Genomic DNA, 22,067 nt, shown 5'->3' on the forward strand with positions numbered 1-22,067 from the left:
GTTCGAGGGAGCACACGATGCCCGATCAGGAAGCGCAGCGGGTCGTTCGCGACCGCGGCTTCAGCATGGTCGAGATCGTGATCTCCATGTTCCTGCTCGGCATCCTCTCGCTCGCGGTGCTCCCCCTCGTGATGCGCGTGACGCAGCACAGCGTCGAGAACCGCGGCCTGCTCGAGGCGACGGCGTTCGCCAAGGACGAGCTGGCGAGGATCGAGGCCGACTACCCCGCGACCCCGGGAACGGTGGCCACCAGCTGCGCCGTGCTGACGGCCCGCGCGGCGAACCCTCCGGCGGTCCACCCCGAGAACGGCACGGAGGCCGTGCTCACGGTCGGTTCGTGTCCGGGCGTCTATCCCGGCTCGGTGCCGGTGAAGATCAGCGTCGTCGACGGCGGCGACACCGTCACCTCCGTGACGAGCCGCGTTCGGGTGGGGTCCGCATGAGCACCCCCGCAACGGGCTCCGACACCGGGATGTCGCTCGTCGAGCTGATCGTGGTCGTGCTCATCTCCGGTCTCTTCCTCTCGGTGCTCGCGATGATCTTCGGCAACGGGCTCGCCGCGCAGCAGCGCGCCACGGAGCGCGACGCGGCGACCGCGCAGCTCAACGCCCTCACGGCCTCCGTCGTGGAGTCCGTGCGCGCCTCCGCCGGCACCCGCGTGACCGCCTCGGGCCAGCGGCTGGACGCCAAGGTGCTGCGCGCCGACGGCACGAGCTGGGAGTGCCGCGCCTGGCAGGTGCAGGGCACCGAGCTCCGCTACAGCGCGGGGTCCACCGCGAGACCCGCCGTCTCGACCTCGTGGAAATCGCTCGCCTCCGGCGTGAGCGGCGCGCTCTCCGCCGGCGCCGCGTTCGAGCAGGGCGCGGGCAAACGCGTGACGGTCGGCATCGAACTCGTGCGCGGAGAGACCTCGATCATCGTCAACGACGGCGCCGTCGCGCAGGTCGTGCAGTCAGGAGGCCCCGCATGCTGGTGAATCGACGACGCGGAGACGCGCGAGCCCGCTTGCGCGACGACGCCGGATCCACGATGGTGACGGTGCTGGTGGTGATGCTCGTGCTGAGCATCGGCGGGCTGGCCCTCGCCGGCATCGTCACGAGCACCACGGGCTCGCTGGCGACCTCGAACAGCCGCGCCCAGGCCCAGGCGGCGGTGGACGCCGGCATCGCGACCGAGACCGCCAAGCTCGAGAACGGCACGCACGTGTGCGGCGCCGGCTCGAACACCTATTCTGACACCGACGTGCTGGTGAACTCGGCGAGCGACCCGGGCTACGATTTCCGGCTCGAGTGCGCGGCCGGGGTCGCCACGCTCGAGGTGTTCTCCGAGGTCCGGGGCGCGAAGGCCGGCCGGCAGGCCACCTTCACCTACACGGTGTCGGCGACGCCCGGCGCCGACGGCGACATCGTCATGTACGGCGGCGACATCACCTTCACCACGCAGGTCAACGTCGGCACCGCTACGCGCCCGGTCGAGATCCTGATCCCCAACGGTTCGTTCACCTGTCAGAACACGATCTGGGGCACCGTCATCGCCAAGCACGACGTGCGCACCAACGGCGGCTGCACGGTGCACGGCGACCTCACCACCACCAACGGCCGGTTCAGCATGTCGAACTCCCCCGATCTCGTCACCGGCAACGTGATGGCCGGCGGCTCGGGGGCGGCGACCAGCGTGCAGGGCCGGGTCGACGGCTCGCTGCACACGAACCACGGCGTCAACTTCGGCTGGTCGGGGCACACCTACGGCGGTCCCGCCATCGTGAACGGCCCCGTCTCGCTCGGCAGCATGCGACTGCCGAGTCTCACGAAGCCCGCGGGCGAGGCCTACAACGTGCAGGGCGGCTGGGTCGGCGCCCTGTCGCAGCCCGCCACGGTCCCGGCGCCCACGCTCCCCTCGCTCATCGACTGGTTCGAGTACAAGTACCAGGCCTCCGACTGGTCGGGGTACAACATCGTGACCCTGACGAGCGGCGGCAGCAACTCGACGCCCGGCACCTGCTCGTACTTCAACTCGTGGCCGAGCAACGGCTGGGCCGTCTACCTGAACGCGATCACGAACGACACCGTGATCGACGCCCGCGCCTGCGGCAACCTGTCGGCCAACGCGGGCATGAGCCCCGTCGTCGAGCTGAAGCACAATCTGGTGCTCCTCGCCAACTCCTTCGACGTGACCAACCTCACGTTCAAGGCCGCGGCCGGCGCCCCGACCGGCGAGGACAAGCCGAGCCTGTGGTTCATCACCGAGGACCGCACCCCCGCCGACCACGCGCCCACGTGCGGCTCGGGGCAGAGCTCGACGTCGCTGAACCTCTTCAAGTCGGAGCAGAGCATCAAGACCATGGTCTACTCCGCCTGCGGCATCGGCTTCTCCGGCACCAACTCCGTCTACAACGGGGTGCTCTACGGCGGCAACTGGACCGGCCACGGAGCGGGCATCAACTACACTCCAGATGTGATCGGACTTCCCGGTATGAGCAGCGCCGGGAGCGGCGGCAGCGGCAGCGGTTCCGGGAGCCCCGCGGTCTTCTCCCTCAGCACGACCCGTGCCATCGACTGGCAGAACCTCTCGTGAGCGCGTCATGCACCCCGGTTCTCATCGCGTCGGCGGCTCTGCTCGGTCTGGTGATCGGCTCCTTCCTCAACGTGGTGATCCACCGGGTCCCCGCCGGCCTCTCGCTCGTGCCCCGCAGCCGCTGTCCCCGGTGCGACGCCCCGATCACCGCGTGGCAGAACGTGCCCGTGCTGTCCTGGATCGCGCTCCGCGGCCGCTGCGCGTCGTGCGGCAGCCGCATCTCCGCGCGCTACCCGCTCGTCGAGGCCGGTACCGCGATCGCCTTCGCGGGGGTGACCTGGTGGTGGCTCCGCAGCGGCGCCGACGCTGGGCTCGGCACCTGGTCGTCCGCCTCGATGCTGCTCGCCTATCTGTACCTCGCGGCCGTGTCGATCGCGCTCGCCCTGATCGACCTCGACGTGTCCCGGTTGCCCAACGCGATCGTGCTGCCGTCCATCCCGGTGTTCTCGGCGCTCGCCGGGGCGGCCGCGCTGCTCGACGGGGAGCCGTGGCCGCTCGTCCGCGGCCTGGCCGGGGGCGCGGCGCTCGCGCTGTTCTACGGTGCGCTCAGGCTGCTCTGGCGGGGCGGCATGGGCATGGGCGACGTCAAGCTCGCTGCGCTGCTGGGAGTCGCCATGGCCTGGCTGGGCTGGGGCGCGCTGGTGGTGGGCGGCTTCGCGGCGTTCCTGCTCGGCGGTGTGTTCGGCGTGCTGCTGATGGTCGCCGGTCGCGCGGGGCGGCGCAGCAGGATCCCCTTCGGTCCCTGGATGATCCTCGGCGCGTGGGTCGGCGTGCTGGCCGGACAGCGGCTCGCCGACTGGTACGTCTCGACATTCCTCGCCTGATCCGGCGAGCCGACGCGAAGCATTCATAGGAAGGACGGGAGCATGGCCAGCAGCTGTGTGGGCCTCGAGATCACCGAGGAGGAGGTGCGTGCCGCCGAGGTGAGTACCGGGAGGACCCTGAAGATCCTGGGGCACGGCGCGGTGCGTCTGCCCCGGGGCGCGGCGAAGGACTCCGAGGTGCTCGACCGCGCCGCCGTGGCGACCGCGCTGCAGCAGCTGTGGAAGCAGGCCGGCTTCAGGAGCCGCCGGGTGGTGCTCGGCATCTGCAGCCGCAGAGTGCTGGTGCGCGACTACCGCACGCAGGTCATGGCCCCCGAACAGCTCAAGCAGGCGCTCCCGTTCCAGGTCGCCGATCTGCTCCCCGTGCCGGTGGACCAGGCGGTGATCGACTTCTACCCCGTCTCGCAGGAGCAGGATCAGCTCTCCGGGCTGCTCGTCGCCGCGGTGGCCGAGACCGTCACCGAGATGGTCGACACGGTCGCCCGCGCCCGCCTGCACGTGGAGCGCGTCGATCTCGCGCCCTTCGGGCTGCTGCGCGCCATCGGCATGCTGACCGACTCCGCCGAGACGGTCGCGCTCGTGCACCTCGGCCTGCACACGGGGTACGTGGTCGTCGCCGCGCAGGGGGTGCCGCACTTCGTGCGCATCATCCCGATCGAGCTCGCCCCCGCTTCCCCCGAGACCGAGGGGCCGCAGGCGGCGCAGGACGGGCAGCCGCCGCAGCAGCCGCAGCCCGAGCCGGCGCGGGCGGAACAGCCCGCCCCCGGCACCGCCGAGACCCCGAGGGACCCGATGACCCTCCTCTTCGGCGACCGGGAGCCGGAACCGGAACCACTCGCGCAGGAGCGGATCGACGACCTCGTCTCGCAGGTCGTCGACACGATGCGCTTCCACGTCGACCGCTCCCAGAACCGCGGCATCGACCGGGTGATCCTCACCGGCGCCGGTGCGGGCATCCCCGGCGTCTACACGGCCTTCAGGAACCGGCTCCGACTGCCCGTGAAGCTCGTGGGGGCGCACCACCTCTCCCAGACCGACGCGCGGGCCCGGCACGGCCAGGAGGATCTCGAACTCCTCACCACCGTCGGGCTCGCGATGCAGGAGACGCGATCATGGAGCTGACCCGGCCGAAGAAGGCGGCCTCGCCGGTGGCCGGGGGCACTCCCCGGGTCAACCTGCTGCCGCAGGCGGTGATCACCCGCCGCGCTCAGAACCGCACGCTCAAGGAGTGGGGCGTCCGCATCGCCGGCGCGGTCGTGCTCGTCGTCATCGCCTGCGCCGCCCTCTTCGCCTGGCAGAGCGTCACGGCCCTGCAGCTGCTCGGGGCGCAGCAGCAGGGCGAGGAGCTGCTGGCGCGGATCGCAGCCGAGTCCGAGATCCAGCAGCTGGTGCAGCAGGAGACGGAGCTCGACCGCTTCCGCACGGAGGCGATGTCGACCGACCTCGCGTGGGTGCCCGTGCTGGAGGGCGTGAAGGCCACCTTCCCCGAGGACGCGAGCGTGGGGGCCTACGACCTCCACTCGGGGGCGGCGCCGAGCGGCGCGCCGGAGGAGCAGACCGGACTCTCGGGCACGATCTCGATCGTCGGTTCCTTCCCCTCCGCGATCCCGTTCCTGCGCGATTTCGAGTCCGTCTCGGGCCTCCGGAGCGCCACCGTACGCGAGGGCGAGTGGGACGACGAGATCGATGCCTACGTGCACGTGATCGACGTGGAGTTCGACCAGACCGTGTACAGCGGCCGCTACGCCGAGGAGGTCGCCGAATGAGGATCGACAGCAGGCTCCTGACCCTGCTCGGCGTGCTGGTGATCGTGGCGGTGCTGGGGCTCGGCACCGTGCTGGCCGGCCTGCCGATGTACGCGCGCGTGCAGGCGGCGCAGCAGGAGATCGTCCAGACCCAGGCCACGAACGCGACGCTGGAGGGGCGGCTCGCCGAGCTCTCCCGCGCCAAGGAGCGCCGCGCCGACATCGAGGCCGGCATCGAGACGCTGCGCGAGCAGCTGCCCGCCCGGCCGGAGTCGGACACCGTGCTGCAGGTGATCTCCGACGCCCTGACCGCCCACGAGGTGTTCCCGAAGGCGGACCGCTTCGGCGACTCGGTGGCGTACGCCGCGCAGACCGGCTGGGCGCCGGACGGCGAGGCGGTCGCGGAGACGCCCGCGCCCGCGCCGGAGGCCACCGAAGAAACAGCGGTAGAGGACTCCGCGGACGGGAACGCCGCCGAAGACGCGGCCCCGGCGGCCGAGGCCCCGGCCGAGCCCCCGGCCGATCCGCAGCAGCAGATCGAGATCACGCTCGAGGTGGCGGTGCCCGATGAACCCACGGCTACCGCGTTCCTCGACAGCCTGCGATCGGGCTCGCGGCTGCTGCTCGTCACCGGAGCGACACTCGAGCGCGAAGAGGACCAGGAGACCGGGATGCAGGGCAAGATCACCGTGACCATGCTCTCCTTCTACAGAACGGACGATGCGCAATGACGAACCATGACCCGCGCGGCGCGCAGCCCGAGGCCGGCGACCCCCCGCTCTCGGGCCTGTTCGAACGGGCGCCGCTGCGGCGCGAGCGGCGGCGCGACGGCGACGGTCCCGCACCGGCCGCAGCCGACCCTGACCTCGGGAGCACCGCCCCCCTCCCCGCTTCCCGTCGACCCGAAGAGCCCGGGCCGCTCGCCGCGCCGATCGCGTCCGGAGGGGCGGGCGTGCTGCCGCTGCGCGAGCTGCTCACGGTGGCCGCGCAGTCCCGCGCCTCCGATGTGCACCTCACCGAGGGGCTGCCCCCGCAGATGCGCGTCGACGGCGACCTGGCTCCGATCCCGGGCGCCGAGGCCCGCCTCTCCACCGACTGGTTCCAGACCGCGCTGGCCGAGATGATGTCGCAGCGGCAGCTCGAGGAGCTGCAGAGCTCCGACGAGCTCGATTTCTCGGTCGCCATGCACGGCCTCGCCCGGTTCCGCGTCAACGTGTTCCGGCAGCTGGGATCGCTCGCGGTGGCGATGCGCTTCATCCCCGACGAGACGAGGCCGCTGGAGGAACTCGGAGTGCCGCCCATCGCGGCGGACCTCGTGGTGCGTCCGCGCGGCCTCGTGCTGGTGACCGGCCCCACCGGTTCGGGCAAGTCGACGACGCTCGCCTCGATGATCGACCTCGTCAACCGCAGACTGCCCGCGCACGTCGTCACCATCGAGGATCCCGTCGAGTTCCGTCACCGCAGCAAGCGGGCGCTCGTGCACCAGCGCGAGATCGGCAGCGACACCCGCTCGTTCTCGGAGGCCATGCGCCGCGTGCTGCGCCAGGACCCCGACATCATCCTGATCGGCGAGCTGCGCGATCCCGAGTCGATCGGCACCGCCCTCACGGCGGCCGAGACCGGCCACCTCGTGGTGTCCACCCTGCACACCCAATCCGCCGCGAAGTCGATCAACCGCATCGTCGACGCCTTCCCGCCCGATCAGCAGCAGCAGGTGCGCTCCCAGCTGGGAGACACCCTGCAGGGGATCATCACCCAGACGCTGCTGCCGCGGGCCGGGCAGCCCGGGCGGGTGATCGCCACCGAGGTGCTCGTGAACACGCCCGCCATCGCCAACCTCATCCGCGAGGGCGAGATCAGCCAGATCTACTCCATGATGCAGGCCGGCCGCAGCCTCGGCATGCACACGCTCGATCAGGATCTCAGACGCCTCGTCGAGCAGGGACGGATCTCGGTCGAGACCGCGCAGGCCCGCGCGCAGGATCCCAAGTCGGTGATCGAGGGCGTCGCGGTGCGCTCGGGTCTGGCCGATGACGACTGGAGCGGTTCCATGGGTGCGAAGCCGAACAGCGGATGGCTGAGCTGATGGCCGGCGTCGAGGAATTCAGCTACCGCGCGGTCGACGCGACCGGGCGGACCGTCAGCGGCAAGCTCGAGGCCGGCGGCCGGGAGACGGCGGCGAACCTGCTGCGCAGCCGGGGCCTCACCCCGCTCGAGGTGTCCGTCATCTCGAAGACCGGGCTCAACACCGAGATCAGCATTCCGTGGCTCGAGAAGAACGTCAAGTCCGATGTGCTCGCCGTGTTCGCGAAGCAGATGTCGGGCCTGCTCAACGCCGGCCTCCCCCTGCTGCGGGCGCTCACCGTGCTGCAGGAGCAGGCCGAGGACAAGAAGCTGAAGGCGGCCCTGGGCCAGGTCAAGAGCGGCATCGAGCAGGGCCAGACGCTCTCGGCGGCCATGGGCCGGCACCCGAAGGTGTTCCCCCCGCTCATGGTCAATCTGGTGCGCGTGGGCGAGATGGGCGGCTTCCTCTCGGAGACCATGACGAGCGCGGCGGAGACCTACAAGAACGAGGCCGAGCTCAAGAACAAGATCAGGTCGGCCACGACCTACCCGGTGATCGTGCTCATCATCGCGCTGCTCGGCGCGCTCGGCATGGTCATGTTCATCGTGCCGATCTTCGCCAAGATGTTCGACAGCATGGGGTCGGATCTTCCCGCGCCGACCCAGATCCTCGTGACGCTCTCCGAGAACATGATCTGGATCTTCCCGCTGCTGCTGGTGCTGACGATCGCGGGCTTCTTCTGGTGGCAGACCCAGAAGTACGACGATCGCGTGCGCCGTGTGGTCGACCCGATCCGGCTCAAGATGCCGGTGTTCGGCCCGCTCGCCACCAAGGTCGCCGTCGCCCGGTTCAGCCGCGGCCTCGCGATGATGCTCAAGGCCGGCGTGCCGCTCGTGCAGGCCCTCGAGATCGTCGGAGAGGCCTCGAACAACTACCGCATCGAAGAGGCCGTGCGCGCCGTGCAGAACTCGGTCAAGCAGGGCAAGTCCTTCTCGAAGCCGCTCGGGGAATCCGGGGTGTTCCCGCCGATCGTCGTGCAGATGACGGCGGTCGGCGAGGAGTCGGGCAGCCTGCCCGACATGCTCGAGAGCATCGCCGAGTTCTACGACGACGAGGTGAAGACGGCCACCGACCAGCTCACCTCGTCGATCGAGCCGATCCTCATCGTCGGCATCGGCGTGCTCATCGGCGGCATGGTGGTGTCGCTGTACCTGCCCATCTTCTCCATCTACGGCGAGATCGCGAACGCGTAGGGGCCGTCCTCGGAGCGGTACCCGTCATCCTCGGAGCGGTACCCCGTCATCCTGCGCGCGGCGAAGCCGGTCATGCTGCGCGAGCGAAGCGAGTCGCAGTACGCAGGATCCGCACTCCGGATTCTGCGACTCGTTCCTCGCGCAGAATGACGGGAAGGCGGACGCCGTCTACGCCGACACCCGCAGCACCTCGGCGATGGTCGTGAGGCCCTGCCGCGCCTTCTCGAACCCGTCCTCCCGCAGCGTGACCATGCCGGAGCGCAGCGCCGCCGCGCGCATCTCGGTACCGGTGGCCTGCGCGGTGACGAGATGCTCGAGCTCCTCCGTCATCGTCATCACCTCGTGCAGTGCGACGCGGCTGCGGAAGCCGGTGCCCGAGCACTCCGGGCATCCCGTCGGCTGATAGAACGTCGCGGGCCGCGACGGATCGTGCGGGATGCGCAGCGCCTCGAGCCGCTCGGGAGACTCGACGTAGGCCTCGCGGCACTTCAGGCACAGGCGCCGCGCGAGACGCTGCGCCACGACGGCGTTGATCGCGGTGCCCACCAGGAACGGTTCGCAGCCGATGTTGGTGAGGCGCGTCAGCGCGCTCGGAGCATCGTTCGTGTGCAGGGTCGAGAGCACGAGGTGCCCCGTGAGCGCCGCCTCGATCGACATGGTCGCGGTCTCCTGGTCGCGGATCTCCCCCACGAGCACGATGTCGGGATCCGATCGCAGGATCGAGCGCAGCGCCGTGTTGAACGTCAGCCCCGCCCGGGGGTTCACCTGCATCTGGTTGATGCCGGGCACCCGGTACTCGACCGGGTCCTCGACGGTGATCGCGTTCACCTGCGGCGTCGCGATCGCGCTGAGCGCCGTGTACAGCGTCGTCGATTTGCCCGACCCCGTGGGCCCCGTCACCAGCACCATGCCGTAGGGCTTCATGATGGCCTCGGTGAAGCTCTGCTCGTTGCCCGGGGAGAACCGCAGATCCCTCAGCGACAGCTCGGCGGCCGGGCTGTCGAGGATGCGCATCACGATCTTCTCGCCCCAGACCGTCGGCAGCGTGGCGAGACGCAGATCCACCTTCCGCCCGCCGTGCTGCACGGAGAGGCGGCCGTCCTGCGGCTTGCGCCGCTCCGAGATATCGACCGCCGCCATGATCTTCAGCCGGGAGATCACCCCGTCCTGGATCGAGCGGCTGGCCTGCTGGGTCTCATGCAGCACCCCGTCGATGCGGTACCGCACGGTGAGATACCGCTCGCCCGGTTCGATGTGGATGTCGCTCGCGCGGTCGTCGATCGCCTGCGAGATCAGCAGGCTCACGAAGCGCACCACCGGCGCGTCGTCCGGAGTGCTCTCGAGCGACTCGGACGCCGGCGCGGAGGAATCGGCGCCCGAGCTCTCGTCCATCTGCACGGAGAGCTCGTTGAGCTCCTCGTCGAGACGCAGGTACCGCCCGAAGGCCAGCTCGAGGGCGTCGGCCGCCACCGCGACGGGCGAGACCGGCAGGCCCGTGGCCGTCGTCACGTCGTCGACCGCGATCAGGTTGCTCGGATCCACCATCCCCACCACGAGGCGGCGCCGGGTCTGGCGCACCGGGATCAGCTGGTACCTGCGGCACAGCGCGGCCGGGATCATCCCGACCACCTCGGGGGTGAGCGTCTCCCGCGTCAGGTCGACGAAGGGGATGTTCGCGCTCTGCGCGACCGCCTGGGCGATGTCGGCCTCCGTCGTCAGCCCATCGGCGACGACCTTCGCGCGCAGCAGCGGGCCGTCGCCGAACTCCGCGACCAGATCTTGCAGGCTCTCGGCGCTGAGCAGACCGGCGGACACCAGGCTCTGTGCGATCTTCATCTGAGGCTCCTCTCCCGAGACGGTGACGGACAGGGTGCGGTCGGCCGCACGATCGCGGCTCGCTCCGTTGCCGCGCTCTCGTGCGGGGGCCGGGCACTGCGATCTCGTAGACGCATGACTCTACTCCTCGAAGAGCCGGAGCTGCCACGCCCGGCGCAGGATGTCCGCCTGACCGGAGGCGTTCAGCTTCCTGGCGATCGAGCGCACGTGGGCGCGCACCGTGTTGACGCTCAGGTGCCCCTGGTCGGCGATCTCCCGGGTGTTCAGCCCGCGCCGCAGCTCCAGCAGGATCGCGTGCTCCTTCCGCGTCAGCGCCTGCAGCGGCGGCTGGCCGGAACTCGGCGCACCCGTGCGCAGCACGCCCACCGACTGCGATGCGGCGTGCAGCCGGTCGAAGCGGTCGCCGAGCTCGGCGATCGCCCGGCCATCCGCCGGGCTCAGCAGCATCAGCGCCTGCGCGAGCGCGACGTCCGAGACCCCCTCCGCCTCGTACAGCACCAGCCGCGCGGCCTCCGCGAAGCCCCGCCGGTGCAGTGCGCACGCGCGCAGCACCGCTTCGACGGCCGCGACCCGCTCTCCCCACACCGGGCCGAGACGATCGAGTTCGACGAGCGCCTCGCCCGCCTGCCCCTTCGCCAGATGCAGCATCGCGCGCAGAACACCCCCCACGGGCGCCGGCACGCCCGGTTCGTAGGCGAGTCGCATCGCTCCCGACAGATTGCCCGTCATGACCCTGCGCAGGCACTCCGCCGGAACCCGCAGCAGCGACGGCATGTCCTCGGCGACGAGGGCTTCGGGACCGCCCTGCGGAACCGTCCCCTGCTCTGCGCGCAGCGCGTCGGCGAACACCCGGTCGGCGCCGTCGAAGGCCCGGATCTCCCGCGTGCACTGGGAGGCCGAGAAGACCAGCGAGCGGTAGCCCGCACCCGCATCCGCCGCGGGGACGCGCGTCGATCGCGGCCCCGCGGCTCTCGTAGCGTCGAGCACCGCCTGGAGCAGCGCGCGCCGACTCACCAGGTGCGCCGATCCCGCGCAATCCGGCAGCCGGAGCCCGCCCCGCGGATAGCCGCGGCAGACCAGCAGGGTCAGCGCCGCCACGAGCGCCGCTTCGGCGCCCGTCAGTCGATCCTCGGCCGCCTGCTCGGCCTGCATCTGCCCGGCCGCGATCACCCGTTCGGCCTGCGCCACCGCCTCCTGGTGCTCCCCCAGCCGGGCGAGCACGGAAGCGCGCACGGCGAGTGCGAGCGGCGCCTGGCCCGGGCCGGCCTTCTTCGCGAGGCCCGCGAGGTTCTGCGCGGAGACGCTCAGGTAATGCGGGGAGGCATCCGGGTCCAGCAGGATCCTCATCGTGCGCAGCAGCGGGAACTCGCGGAGCTCCTCCGCCGGGATCGCCAGCAGCTGCTCCTGCGCCTCGGGAGCGGACGTCTCGTAGATCGTGAGGAAGCGATCCCGCAGCGCCCGCTCGGCGGCCGGCAGTTCGCCCGCGAAGACCCACTGGTCGAATGCCCCGCCCACGTCGCCGGAATCCCGCAGCTTCGCGGCCAGGCGGCGGCGCGTCTCGCGAGCGCCGCAGTTGCGCTGCAGGGCGGCCGCCCAGAACTCGCCGCACCACACGTACTCTCCAGACCGCAGAGCGTCCCCGGGCTCGATCAGCCGTGAATCGCCGAGCTGACGGGCGGCTCCGGGCGGGGCCGACGGGAAGAGCAGCGCGACGTGCTGATCGGTGAAGCGGGGCAGGAGCGACAGCGTCGCCAGCATCTGCCAGTAGCTCGCCTCCACCACCTCCGCGGGGTAGGCGCTCGAGAGGCGATCCCGCACCGCGTTGATCATCTCGGCGAAGATCATGTCCGTGGAGCGCCCGGGCCGGAGGAACCGGTCGATCGCGAAGCCGATCCCGAGCGGAACGCCGCGCGTGCTCTCGAAGGCGCCGCGGATCTCGCTCTCCCGAGGCGGATCGCCGCCGAGCTGCGCGACGGTCCGCAGCACGCAGTCGCGCGCCTCCTCGTAGTCGAGGTGCAGACGATCCTCGGCGATCAGATGAACCCGGATCGCCGGGGTCGCATCGACGGGGAGCAGCGTGGCCGTCACCACGCGCAAGCCGGGAACCGCCACGAGCAGGTCGCGCAGCAGGCCCGTCCGACGCTCCGTGCTCACGAGATCGAGGTCGTCGATGATCAGCGTGAACCTGCCGGACGGACCCGCTGCGGCCGCACGACGGAGCAGCGCGACGGCCCGGCCGGAGCTCCCCCGGTGCCCGAGCAGGAAGGTCTCGTAGGCCTCCTCGGTGCGCCGCGGCGTCCACAGCGCGGCATGGGGCTCGCCGGTGCGATCGAGCTCCGCGGCGATCTGCCGCAGCAGAGTCGTGCGGCCCATGCCCGGGGACGCCGCGATGCCGATCCACCGCGCATCCGATTCGAGGGCCCGCCGGAAGAGATGCGGCCGCTGCACCCGCACGGAGGAGACCGCCCGCTGCAGATATCTCCGCCAGGAGGATTCGTCCTCGGTGCGCTCCTCCTCGAGACCCGGATCACGCCCCGAGGAAGGCGTCGAGATGAACTCGGACATCGCCTTGGTGTGCAGCACGAACCGGCTCCCCTGCTCTCTCACGCAGAGCGACTCACCGCCGGCACCATCACGAGAACCGATGTTGACGCGCTCTCCTCATGGAGCCGACACCTTTTCCCCCTGGAGCCGTCTTCCCCATGTATCCATCCCTGTCTGAGATCGTAACCCATGCGGGACGGCAGAGACGGAGGACCGGCCGGAGATGCCGAGACGACGCGCGGCACGAGGCGGCGCGGGGTCGGTCGGGAGCGGGAATGAGAAGAGCCGGCTTCCGCCGGCTCTCTCACGCAGTGCCGATCACGAGTGGGAACGAACCGCTGCGCGGCTCATTCCCACGCGCCCGCTGACGCGTTCGCGTTCCACGCAGTGCCGATCACGAGTGGGAACGAACCGCTGCGCGGCTCATTCCCACTCGATGGTCCCCGGGGGCTTCGAGGTGACGTCGAGCACGACGCGATTGACCTCGGGCACCTGGTTGGTGATGCGGTTCGAGATGCGGGCGAGCACCTCGTAGGGCACGCGGGTCCAGTCGGCGGTCATCGCGTCCTCCGAGGACACCGGGCGCAGCACGATCGGGTGGCCGTAGGTGCGGCCGTCGCCCTGCACGCCCACGGAGCGCACATCGGCGAGCAGCACGACCGGGCACTGCCAGATCTCCTGATCGAGGCCGGCGGCGGTGAGCTCCTCGCGGGCGATGGCGTCGGCCTCGCGCAGCACCTCGAGGCGCTCGCGGGTCACCTCGCCGACGATGCGGATGCCGAGCCCGGGGCCGGGGAACGGCTGGCGGCCCACGATGGCCTCGGGGATCCCGAGCTCACGGCCGATCGCGCGCACCTCGTCCTTGAAGAGGGCGCGCAGCGGCTCGATGAGCTCGAAGTCGAGATCGTCGGGCAGACCGCCCACGTTGTGGTGCGACTTGATGTTCGCGGTGCCCGATCCGCCGCCGGACTCGACCACGTCGGGGTAGAGCGTGCCCTGCACGAGGAACTTGACCTGCTCGCCCTCGGCCTTCGCCTCGGCGACCAGATCCCGCTGCACCTGCTCGAAGGCGCGGATGAACTCGCGGCCGATGATCTTGCGCTTCTCCTCGGGGTCGGTGACGCCCTCGAGGTGGCCGAGGAAGGTGTCGGCCGCGTGCACGGTGATGAGGTGCACACCCGTGGAGGCCACGTAGTCGCGCTCCACCTGCTCGCGCTCGCCCTTGCGCAGCAGGCCGTGGTCGACGAACACCGCGGTGAGCTGGTCGCCGATGGCCTTGTGCACGAGCGCGGTGGAGACCGCGGAGTCGACGCCGCCCGAGAGCGCCGAGATGACGCGGGCGCTGCCCACCTGCGCACGGATGCGCTCGACCTGCTCGGCGATGACGTTGCCCGCGTTCCAATCGGGGGCGATGCCCGCGACGTGGTGCAGGAAGTTCTCGAGGATGCGCTGACCGTGATCCGAGTGCTTCACCTCGGGGTGCCACTGCACGCCGTAAAGCTTCTTCTCGGGCGAGCCGAAGGCCGCCACGGGCGTCACCGAGGTGCGCGCGAGCACGTCGAAGCCGGCGGGCGCCTGCTGCACCGCGTCGCCGTGGCTCATCCACACGTTCTGCTTCTCGGGCTGGCCGCCGAGGATCGCCCCGCCGTCGCCCAGCACCTCGGCCTCGGTGGCGCCGTACTCGCGGTCGCCGGTGTTGCCGACCTCGCCGCCGAGCGCGCGGGCCATGACCTGGAAGCCGTAGCAGATGCCGAGCACGGGGATGCCGAGCGCGAAGATGCTGTCGTCGAACTGCGGAGCCCCCTCCTCGTACACCGAGGACGGGCCGCCCGAGAGGACGATGCCGAGCGGCTGCTTCGCCTCGACCTCCGCCGCCGTGATGGTGTGCGGCACCAGCTCGGAGTACACTCCGGCCTCGCGCACGCGACGGGCGATCAGCTGCGCGTACTGCGCGCCGAAGTCGACGACGAGAACGGGGCGATGCCCGGTATCAGTCTGTTCTGCCATTACGGGCCTTTCGGATCGGGAAGCTCAAGCAACAATTCTAGCGAGGACCGGGGGCCCTCGAGGGCGCCCTCGAACGCCTCCGCCGGTTCAGCGAGATACCCGCCGCCGGTCGGGCGGAGCGCGAAGCGCGGAGTCGAAACCGCGGAGCAGCGCCTCGTCCCCGACTCGGCTCCGCCTCGAGCGATCAGCGGCGCGCCTACCCGGCGGACGGCGCCGACGCCTCGACGGGCGCGGCCTCGCGGGAGTCGAGGAACGCTCGCACCTCGCGCACGATCCGCGCCTCGAGGAAGAACGACATGAACGGGATGACACCGCCGAGCGCGATCAGCAGGAAGCGCCCGAAGTGCCAGCGCATCGGGCTCCAGAGCAGGAAGTCGGAGACCAGGTAGATGACGTAGAACCAGCCGTGGGCGATGAGGATCGCGCGGAACAGGTCGAAGCCCTCCGCCGCGAACTCGCTCTCGAGGCCCTCGGGCGCGAGCGGGGTGAAGCGGGCGAAGCCGTCGGGGGTGAAGAGGAAGAGCTGCACGTTGAAGGCGTACTTCATCACCATCACGGCGCACAGCAGCAGCAGCATGACGCCGGTGATCACCGAGGTCACCTTGTAGAAGCTGAGCGCCTTGCGGATGCGCGGGTAATCGGATGGCTTGGGCTGCAGCTGCATGGTCCCATTCTATTTCAGGGATGCTGAGCGCCCGGTCGATGCGCGGGCTCCATACCGCAGCCCCGTGGATCCTGCGACTTCGGCCCGTTCCTCGCCTGCACGCAGGATGACGAACGAGACCCCGCGTCACTCCGACTCGGCAGCGGTCAACAGCTGCAGCTCGTGCTCCTTCTCCCACGCATCGCGCGCGAGGCGGTACCACAGGAAGATCGCGAATCCGGCGAACACGATCCACTCGATCGCGTAGAAGACGTTGAGCCAGTTGACGCTCTCCGCGGGCTCGGGCGGCACGGAGTCGATGGCGTCGAGCCCGGCGGCGTCGAGCATCCCGGCGCCGTCGCCGGCCGGATGCAGCACCAGGTATCCGGAGTGCACGGGCCCCGCGACCGACTGCCAGGTGTTGACGAGCTGGGCCGGCACCATGGCGTGCATGACCTGGGGATCCTCGCCCCCCTTCGGGATGACGGGGCCCTCGGGCGGCATGAACCGCCCCTCGAGGTCGCGCGGCTCGGAGAACGCGGGATCCGCCTCGAAGCGCGCGGCGGCCGCCTCGGCCTCTGCGACGCCGGGCGCCCACCCGATCGCCACGGCCAGTCCGGCGCCCTCGTCGCCCGCCTCCGCCTCCACCGCGAGGTGGCCGACCACCCAGGTGCCCGTCTCCCCGGCGTTCTCGCGGGGGGTCACGATCCTCGTGTCGCCGGGTACGAGGGCGCCGCGCACGCGCACGACCATCCCGGCCGCCGCGTCGGTCACCCCCGAGCCGGCCTCGGCGACCTCGCCGAGGGCGCGAGGCGTCTCGGTGTCGATCGTCTGCTGCGCGTCCGACCGGATCGCGTTGTCCATCTGCCACTGCCCGAGCCACGCGAACACGGCGGCCACGAGCAGTGCGAGCAGGAGGGCGAGGATCCATCGCGGTCTGCGCATCACCTGGCCGAGGGTGGGCTCGCCCAGGTACTCCGGTCGCCGTGACGGCTCGTGCGGGGTCGCGGACACGTCTTCGCGGCCCTCAGCGCTCGGCGTGCACGATGCCGATGCGCTGGAAGCCCTTGAGCTCCGAGTAGCCGGTCGTGGCCATCGCGCGGCGCAGCGCGCCGATGAGGTTCGCACTGCCGTCGGCGACGTGCGCGGGGCCGTTCACGATCTCGGCGAGGGGGGCGACGGATCCGACCGGCATGCGCTTGCCGCGGGGCAGATCCTCGTGATGGGCCTCCTGGCCCCAGTGCCATCCCCGGCCGGGCGCGTCGGAGGCCTTGGCCAGAGCCGCGCCGAGCATCACGGCGTCGGCGCCGCACGCCATCGCCTTGATGAGGTCGCCCGAGGTGCCGAGCCCGCCATCGGCGATCACGTGCACGTAGCGCCCGCCCGACTCGTCGAGGTAGTCGCTGCGCGCACCCGCCACGTCGGCGATCGCCGTGGCCATGGGCGCGCGGATGCCGAGCGTGGCGCGCGTCGTCGAGGAGGCGCCGCCGCCGAAGCCGACGAGCACACCGGCGGCTCCCGTGCGCATGAGGTGCAGGGCGGACTGGTAGGTCGCGGCGCCGCCCACGATCACGGGCACGTCGAGCTCGTAGATGAACTGCTTCAGGTTGAGCGGCTCGCGCCCCTCCTGGGCCACGTGCTCGGCCGAGACGGTGTTGCCGCGGATCACGAACAGGTCGACGCCGGCGTTCACCACGGTCTCGGTGAACTCCGCGGTGCGGTGGGGCGAGAGCGCACCGGCGACTGTGACGCCGGCGTCTCGGATCTCCCCGAGACGGGCGCGGATCAGCTCGGGCTGGATCGGGGCGGAGTAGAGCTCACGCATGCGCTTCACTGCGGCGATGTCGTCGTCGATGCCGGCGAGCTCCTCGAGCAGCGGCTCGGGATCCTCGTGCCGGGTCCACAGCCCCTCGAGGTTGAGCACGCCGAGGCCGCCGAGTCGGCCGAGCGCGATCGCGGTCTCGGGCGACATCACCGAGTCCATGGGGGCTCCCAGCACCGGGATCTCGAACTGGAAGGCATCGATGGTCCACGCGGTCGAGACGAGCTCGGGATCGCGGGTGCGCCGGGTCGGCACGATGCCGATCTCATCGAAGGTGTAGACGCGCCTCGCGCGCTTGCCGCGGCCGATCTCGATCTCGTTGCTCACCCGACCAGTCTATCGGGCCGCCGCCTGAGCGCTCGGTCCGCGCCTGAGCCGCGCCGCCGCTCGTGCACGACCGGGCCGGAACGCGCGAATCCCCGCTCATCTCGACGAACTCGATGAGCGGGGATTCGCGGCGGCGGAGGATCAGCGCTTGTAGTTGGGGGCCTCCACGACCATCTGCACGTCGTGCGGGTGCGACTCCTTGAGCCCCGCCGAGGTGATGCGCACGAAGTTGCCGCGCTCCTTGAGCTCGGTGATCGAGCGGGCGCCCACGTAGAACATGGACTGGCGCAGGCCGCCGATCATCTGGTGCGTCACGGCGCCGACCGGTCCGCGGTATGGCACCTGGCCCTCGATGCCCTCGGGGATCAGCTTCTCATCGCTCGGCACATCGGCCTGGAAGTAGCGGTCCTTCGAGTAGGAGGTGCGCTCGCCGCGCGTCTGCAGGGCGCCCAGCGATCCCATGCCGCGGTAGTTCTTGTACTGCTTGCCGCCCACGAAGACGAGGTCGCCGGGGCTCTCGTCGGTGCCGGCGAGCAGCGAGCCCATCATCACCGAGGAGGCGCCCGCCACGAGGGCCTTCGCGATGTCGCCCGAGTACTGCAGGCCGCCGTCGGCGATCACGGGCACGCCCAGCGGCGTCGCCGCCTTCGCGGCCTCGTACACCGCGGTCACCTGGGGCACGCCCACGCCGGCGATCACGCGCGTGGTGCAGATGGAACCGGGGCCCACACCCACCTTCACGGCGTCGGCGCCGGCCTCGGCGATCGCCTTCGCGCCCGCGAAGGTCGCCACGTTGCCGCCGATCACGTCGACCGCGGCGAAAGCCGGATCCGCCTTGATCTTGGCGATGATGTCGAGCACACCCTTGCTGTCGCCGTTGGCCGTGTCGACCACGAGCACGTCGACGCCCGCGTCGACCAGCTCGCCCGCGCGCTTCCACGCGTCGCCGAAGAAGCCGACGGCCGCGCCCACGCGCAGACGGCCCGCGTCGTCCTTGGTGGCGTGCGGGTACTGCTCCTCCTTGTCGAAGTCCTTGACCGTGATGAGGCCCGTGAGGCGGCCCTCGCCGTCGACCAGGGGCAGCTTCTCGATCTTGTGCTGGCGGAAGATCGCCGCCGCATCCTCGCGCGAGATGCCCTGGGGGCCGGTGATGAGCGGCATCTTGGTCATCGCGTCGGCCACGCGCACCTGGGAGCGGTCCTTGGGGTCGATGAAGCGCATGTCGCGGTTCGTGATGATGCCGAGGAGCACGTCGTTCGAGTCGACCACCGGCAGCCCCGAGACGCGGTACTCGCCGCACAGCGCGTCGACCTCGGCCACGGTCGCGTCCACCGAGGTGGTCACGGGGTTCGTGATCATGCCGGCCTCGCTGCGCTTGACCCGGTCCACCATCTCGGCCTGATCCTGGATCGAGAGGTTGCGGTGCAGGATGCCCAGGCCGCCGTTGCGCGCCATGGCGACCGCCATGCGCGTCTCGGTCACCGTGTCCATCGCCGCCGAGATGAGCGGGATGTTCAGCCTGATGCGGCGGGTGAGCTGAGTGGACGTGTCCGCCTCGCTGGGGATGACGTCGGTGTGCGCCGGCAGCAGCAGCACATCGTCGTAGGTCAGACCGGTGAACGCGAAGGGGTCACGCTGTTCCATGGAACCTCATCTGTATTGTGGTGGGAGCCTGATGTGTGCCGAGGGTCGCTGATGACTCCCCCCGCACCGTACTCAGTCTAAAGGAACGGGCGCGGTGTTCGTCTGTGCCGTGGGCGAACGACGCAGCTGGGCGATCATGTCGGCGATGAGGATCATGAGCGCGATCCACACGGCGATGAACCCGATCCAGCGGCTGAGCGGCATCTCCTCGTGCATCACGAAGTAGCCGTAGAGGAACCCGAGGATCGGCGTGAGGAACTGCAGGAAGCCGAGGTACGAGAGCGACAGGCGCCGCGTGGCCTCCCCGAAGAGGATCAGCGGAACCGCGGTCATGATCCCGCTGAAGAGGACGAGCACGGCGATGCCCGATCCGAAGGAGAACGCGTTGATCCCCACGAGGCTCACCACCACGACGAGCTGCACCGCCGCGACCGGCAACGAGGCCAGGGTCTCGACCGTGAGCCCGGTGATGCCGTCGACCTCCCCGCCGGCGTGCTTGTGCACGGCGCCGTAGAGCCCGAACGACACGGCGAGGCCGAGGGCGATCCAGGGGAACGCGCCGTACGCCACGGCCGCGATCGTCACCCCGACGGCCGCGATGCCCACGGCGACCCACTGCGGGCGGGTGAGCTGCTCCTTGCGCACCAGCACGCCGATGAGGATCGTGAAGAGCGGGTTGATGAAGTAGCCCAGCGAGGTCTCGAGCACGTGACCGGTCATCACGCCGATGATGAAGATCTGCCAGTTCGCGTAGAGCAGCAGCGACGACAGCGCGAACCAGCCGAGCAGCCTGGGCGAGCGGAGGATCCCGCCGACCTGGCGCCAGCGGCGCGTCGCGGTGACGAGGATCGCGCAGAACGCGAGGGTGGCGGCGACCCGCCAGGGCACCACCTCGAAGGGGCCCACCATCGCGATGAGACCGAAGTAGAAGGGGAACACTCCCCAGAGCAGATACGCACCCAGCCCGTATCCCAGCCCGGCTCGAGTTCGCTTCACCGGCTCAGTCTATCGATCTCGGCGACGAGTGCGGTCGGTCGTGAGGTGCGGGCGCGCACGAGAACGGGCCCGCCGATCACGAGGATCGACGGGCCCGTCCGTGCGTGCGTGCGCTTAGCGCTCGACCACCGCGAGGATGTCGCGAGCCGAGAGCACCAGGTAGTCGTCGCCGCCCACCTTGACCTCGGTACCGCCGAACTTCGAGTAGATCACCAGATCGCCGACGGCGACGTCGAGCGGGATGCGGGTGCCGTTGTCCGAGACGCGGCCGGGACCCACGGCGACGACCTCGCCCTCCTGCGGCTTCTCCTTCGCGCTGTCGGGGATCACCAGACCGGACGCGGTGGTCTGCTCTGCCTCGACCTGCTTGATAACGATACGATCTTCGAGCGGCTTGATGGCAACCGACACAGTTCACCTCTTTCCAAATGTCTGAAGGGTTCTCACGCCCGCCCCGTGCGAGCGCGCCTACAGCAGAGTCTAGGACTCCGATTGGCACTCTCGCAAGGGGAGTGCCAATCGGTGGGAGCGGGATCGCGCACAGCGAACGACGGCGGGCCGCTCGAGCGGATGACCCCCGCTCGCGGCGGGGGCGCGGATCGCGGCGCGATCCTGGCCCCGCCGCGGAGCCCTCCCCCTAGAATTGGAAGTGCCGCACAGCATCGCACCGCACGGTGACGCGCCGCGCGGCGACGGCCCCGCGGGGCCCACGCACCGCCAACGCCCCGAGGAGGGTTCATGTCCACACCCAGCACGCCCCAGCAGCCGGGCATCCCGCAGGGCGCCACCCAGCCCACGACCCCCCTGCCCGACGCGCAGCTGCCCGACGCGCAGCTGCCGGGCTATGCGGCGCAGCCGGGCGGCCAGCCGGCCTACTCCGGAGCGACCCCGTCGTATCAGCAGCCCGCGCAGCAGGGCTACCCCCAGCAGGCCGCGCCCCAGTACCGCCCGCAGGCCGCGCCGACGCCGTCCACCGCGACCACGCTCGGCCAGACGAACACCTACGCGCTGCTCGCGATCGTCTTCGCGTTCCTCGTCCCCCTCGCGGGCATCATCTTCGGCCATCTCGGACTCGGCCAGATCAAGCGCACGGGCGACGCGGGGCGCGGCATCGCGCTCACGGGGCTCATCATCAGCTACGCCTACTTCGTGTTCATGGCCATGTTCGTGATCCTCTACGTGGGCTTCATCTTCGCGATGATCGGCGCCATCGGCTCGTTCGGCTCGGGGTACGACTCCTTCTGATCGCGGACCTCTCGGCCCGCACCACCGGCGCACGGCGAGCCCGCCGTCCCGCCCTCAGACCGCAGCGCTTCTCACCGCGATCGCTGCACGACGAAAGGACCACGCAGTGTCTCAGAACCAGCCTCCCGCGAACGGCGCCCCGGAGCCCCGGGATCAGCCGCAGACTCCCCAGTACCCGGCGCCGCAGGCGCCCCAGTACTCCGCTCCCCAGGCTCCGCAGCAGCCCCAGCAGTACGCGCAGCCGCAGTACTCGGCACCCCAGCAGCCCTACGCCGCGCAGCAGCCCGCATACGCCCCCGCGCCGCCCACCAACACGCTCGCGATCATCGCGCTCGTGGGCTCGTTCTTCATCTCCCTCGTGGGCGTCATCTGCGGGCACATCGCCCTGAAGCAGATCGCGCGGACCGGTGAGGGCGGCCGCGGCCTGGCCCTCGCGGGCCTGATCATCGGCTATGTCGGCATCGCCGTCTGGGTGCTCGTGATCATCTTCTACGTGTTCATCATCGGTTTCGCGATCTCGGCCAACAGCTACTGATCGCGCG

The 22,067-nt window shown here is 70.5% G+C and carries 20 protein-coding genes; 11 read left to right on the forward strand and 9 right to left on the reverse strand.

The window, feature by feature from the left end; translation table 11 throughout:
- Window positions 1–17 precede the first annotated feature (17 nt).
- The 9 genes from ACWKZU_RS11035 to ACWKZU_RS11075 are packed head-to-tail and all read left to right on the forward strand — an operon-like array spanning window position 18 to window position 8,461.
- Window positions 18–443, forward strand: a complete 426-nt coding sequence (locus tag ACWKZU_RS11035; protein WP_449282377.1) for a type IV pilus modification PilV family protein — start codon at window positions 18–20, stop codon at window positions 441–443.
- On the forward strand, window positions 440–976 hold the full coding sequence (locus ACWKZU_RS11040; protein WP_449282378.1) for a type II secretion system protein: 537 nt from the start codon (window positions 440–442) through the stop codon (window positions 974–976). The genes ACWKZU_RS11035 and ACWKZU_RS11040 overlap by 4 nt, the downstream gene beginning before the upstream one ends.
- Window positions 967–2,574: a hypothetical protein gene (locus tag ACWKZU_RS11045; RefSeq protein WP_449282379.1), complete on the forward strand. Its 1,608-nt coding sequence runs from the start codon at window positions 967–969 to the stop codon at window positions 2,572–2,574. Before ACWKZU_RS11040 ends, ACWKZU_RS11045 begins: the two co-directional genes overlap by 10 nt.
- Window positions 2,571–3,398 carry a prepilin peptidase gene (locus tag ACWKZU_RS11050; protein ID WP_449282380.1) on the forward strand — a complete coding sequence of 276 codons (828 nt, stop codon included), beginning with the start codon at window positions 2,571–2,573 and terminating at the stop codon, window positions 3,396–3,398. Before ACWKZU_RS11045 ends, ACWKZU_RS11050 begins: the two co-directional genes overlap by 4 nt.
- Window positions 3,399–3,440: 42 nt before the next feature.
- Complete coding sequence (gene pilM, locus ACWKZU_RS11055; RefSeq protein WP_449282381.1) at window positions 3,441–4,520, forward strand: type IV pilus biogenesis protein PilM; 1,080 nt, start codon at window positions 3,441–3,443, stop codon at window positions 4,518–4,520.
- Complete coding sequence (locus ACWKZU_RS11060; protein WP_449282382.1) at window positions 4,511–5,164, forward strand: hypothetical protein; 654 nt, start codon at window positions 4,511–4,513, stop codon at window positions 5,162–5,164. The genes pilM and ACWKZU_RS11060 overlap by 10 nt, the downstream gene beginning before the upstream one ends.
- Window positions 5,161–5,874, forward strand: a complete 714-nt coding sequence (locus tag ACWKZU_RS11065; RefSeq protein ID WP_449282383.1) for a hypothetical protein — start codon at window positions 5,161–5,163, stop codon at window positions 5,872–5,874. The genes ACWKZU_RS11060 and ACWKZU_RS11065 overlap by 4 nt, the downstream gene beginning before the upstream one ends.
- Window positions 5,871–7,229, forward strand: a complete 1,359-nt coding sequence (locus tag ACWKZU_RS11070) for a type IV pilus twitching motility protein PilT (RefSeq protein WP_449282384.1) — start codon at window positions 5,871–5,873, stop codon at window positions 7,227–7,229. Before ACWKZU_RS11065 ends, ACWKZU_RS11070 begins: the two co-directional genes overlap by 4 nt.
- Entirely contained in the window at window positions 7,217–8,461 is a 1,245-nt protein-coding gene (locus ACWKZU_RS11075) for a type II secretion system F family protein (RefSeq protein WP_449282385.1), read from the forward strand. The genes ACWKZU_RS11070 and ACWKZU_RS11075 overlap by 13 nt, the downstream gene beginning before the upstream one ends.
- Before the next feature lie 168 nt (window positions 8,462–8,629).
- Here the strand turns inward: ACWKZU_RS11075 and ACWKZU_RS11080 are convergent, their stop codons facing one another.
- From ACWKZU_RS11080 to groES, 9 genes are all read right to left on the reverse strand, one after another.
- A complete protein-coding gene (locus ACWKZU_RS11080; protein WP_449282386.1) occupies window positions 8,630–10,297 on the reverse strand; it encodes a GspE/PulE family protein in 1,668 nt (555 codons plus the stop codon).
- Window positions 10,298–10,417: 120 nt separating this feature from the next.
- A complete protein-coding gene (locus ACWKZU_RS11085) occupies window positions 10,418–12,880 on the reverse strand; it encodes a helix-turn-helix transcriptional regulator (RefSeq protein WP_449282387.1) in 2,463 nt (820 codons plus the stop codon).
- A gap of 384 nt (window positions 12,881–13,264) precedes the next feature.
- Entirely contained in the window at window positions 13,265–14,848 is a 1,584-nt protein-coding gene (gene guaA / locus ACWKZU_RS11090; protein ID WP_449282388.1) for a glutamine-hydrolyzing GMP synthase, read from the reverse strand.
- Between the two features lie 196 nt (window positions 14,849–15,044).
- The gene (locus tag ACWKZU_RS11095) at window positions 15,045–15,512 is read right to left on the reverse strand and encodes a DUF3817 domain-containing protein (protein WP_449282389.1); all 468 of its coding nucleotides are present in this window, start codon (window positions 15,510–15,512) and stop codon (window positions 15,045–15,047) included.
- 126 nt (window positions 15,513–15,638) lie between these two features.
- Window positions 15,639–16,505 (reverse strand): SURF1 family cytochrome oxidase biogenesis protein, encoded by an 867-nt coding sequence (locus ACWKZU_RS11100; RefSeq protein WP_449282390.1) that lies wholly within the window; start codon window positions 16,503–16,505, stop codon window positions 15,639–15,641.
- A gap of 13 nt (window positions 16,506–16,518) precedes the next feature.
- Window positions 16,519–17,640: a GuaB3 family IMP dehydrogenase-related protein gene (locus tag ACWKZU_RS11105; protein WP_449282391.1), complete on the reverse strand. Its 1,122-nt coding sequence runs from the start codon at window positions 17,638–17,640 to the stop codon at window positions 16,519–16,521.
- Window positions 17,641–17,781: 141 nt separating this feature from the next.
- On the reverse strand, window positions 17,782–19,284 hold the full coding sequence (gene guaB / locus ACWKZU_RS11110) for an IMP dehydrogenase (RefSeq protein WP_449282392.1): 1,503 nt from the start codon (window positions 19,282–19,284) through the stop codon (window positions 17,782–17,784).
- Between the two features lie 72 nt (window positions 19,285–19,356).
- Window positions 19,357–20,280 carry an EamA family transporter RarD gene (gene rarD / locus ACWKZU_RS11115; RefSeq protein WP_449282393.1) on the reverse strand — a complete coding sequence of 308 codons (924 nt, stop codon included), beginning with the start codon at window positions 20,278–20,280 and terminating at the stop codon, window positions 19,357–19,359.
- Between the two features lie 114 nt (window positions 20,281–20,394).
- Window positions 20,395–20,691: a co-chaperone GroES gene (gene groES / locus ACWKZU_RS11120; RefSeq protein ID WP_449282394.1), complete on the reverse strand. Its 297-nt coding sequence runs from the start codon at window positions 20,689–20,691 to the stop codon at window positions 20,395–20,397.
- Between the two features lie 327 nt (window positions 20,692–21,018).
- Between groES and ACWKZU_RS11125 the strand changes: the two genes are divergently transcribed.
- Both ACWKZU_RS11125 and ACWKZU_RS11130 read left to right on the forward strand, forming a co-directional pair.
- Entirely contained in the window at window positions 21,019–21,525 is a 507-nt protein-coding gene (locus ACWKZU_RS11125; RefSeq protein ID WP_449282395.1) for a DUF4190 domain-containing protein, read from the forward strand.
- Between the two features lie 106 nt (window positions 21,526–21,631).
- Entirely contained in the window at window positions 21,632–22,060 is a 429-nt protein-coding gene (locus ACWKZU_RS11130; protein ID WP_449282396.1) for a DUF4190 domain-containing protein, read from the forward strand.
- The last annotated feature ends 7 nt before the right edge of the window (window positions 22,061–22,067 follow it).

The organism is Leucobacter sp. (assembly GCF_053528595.1).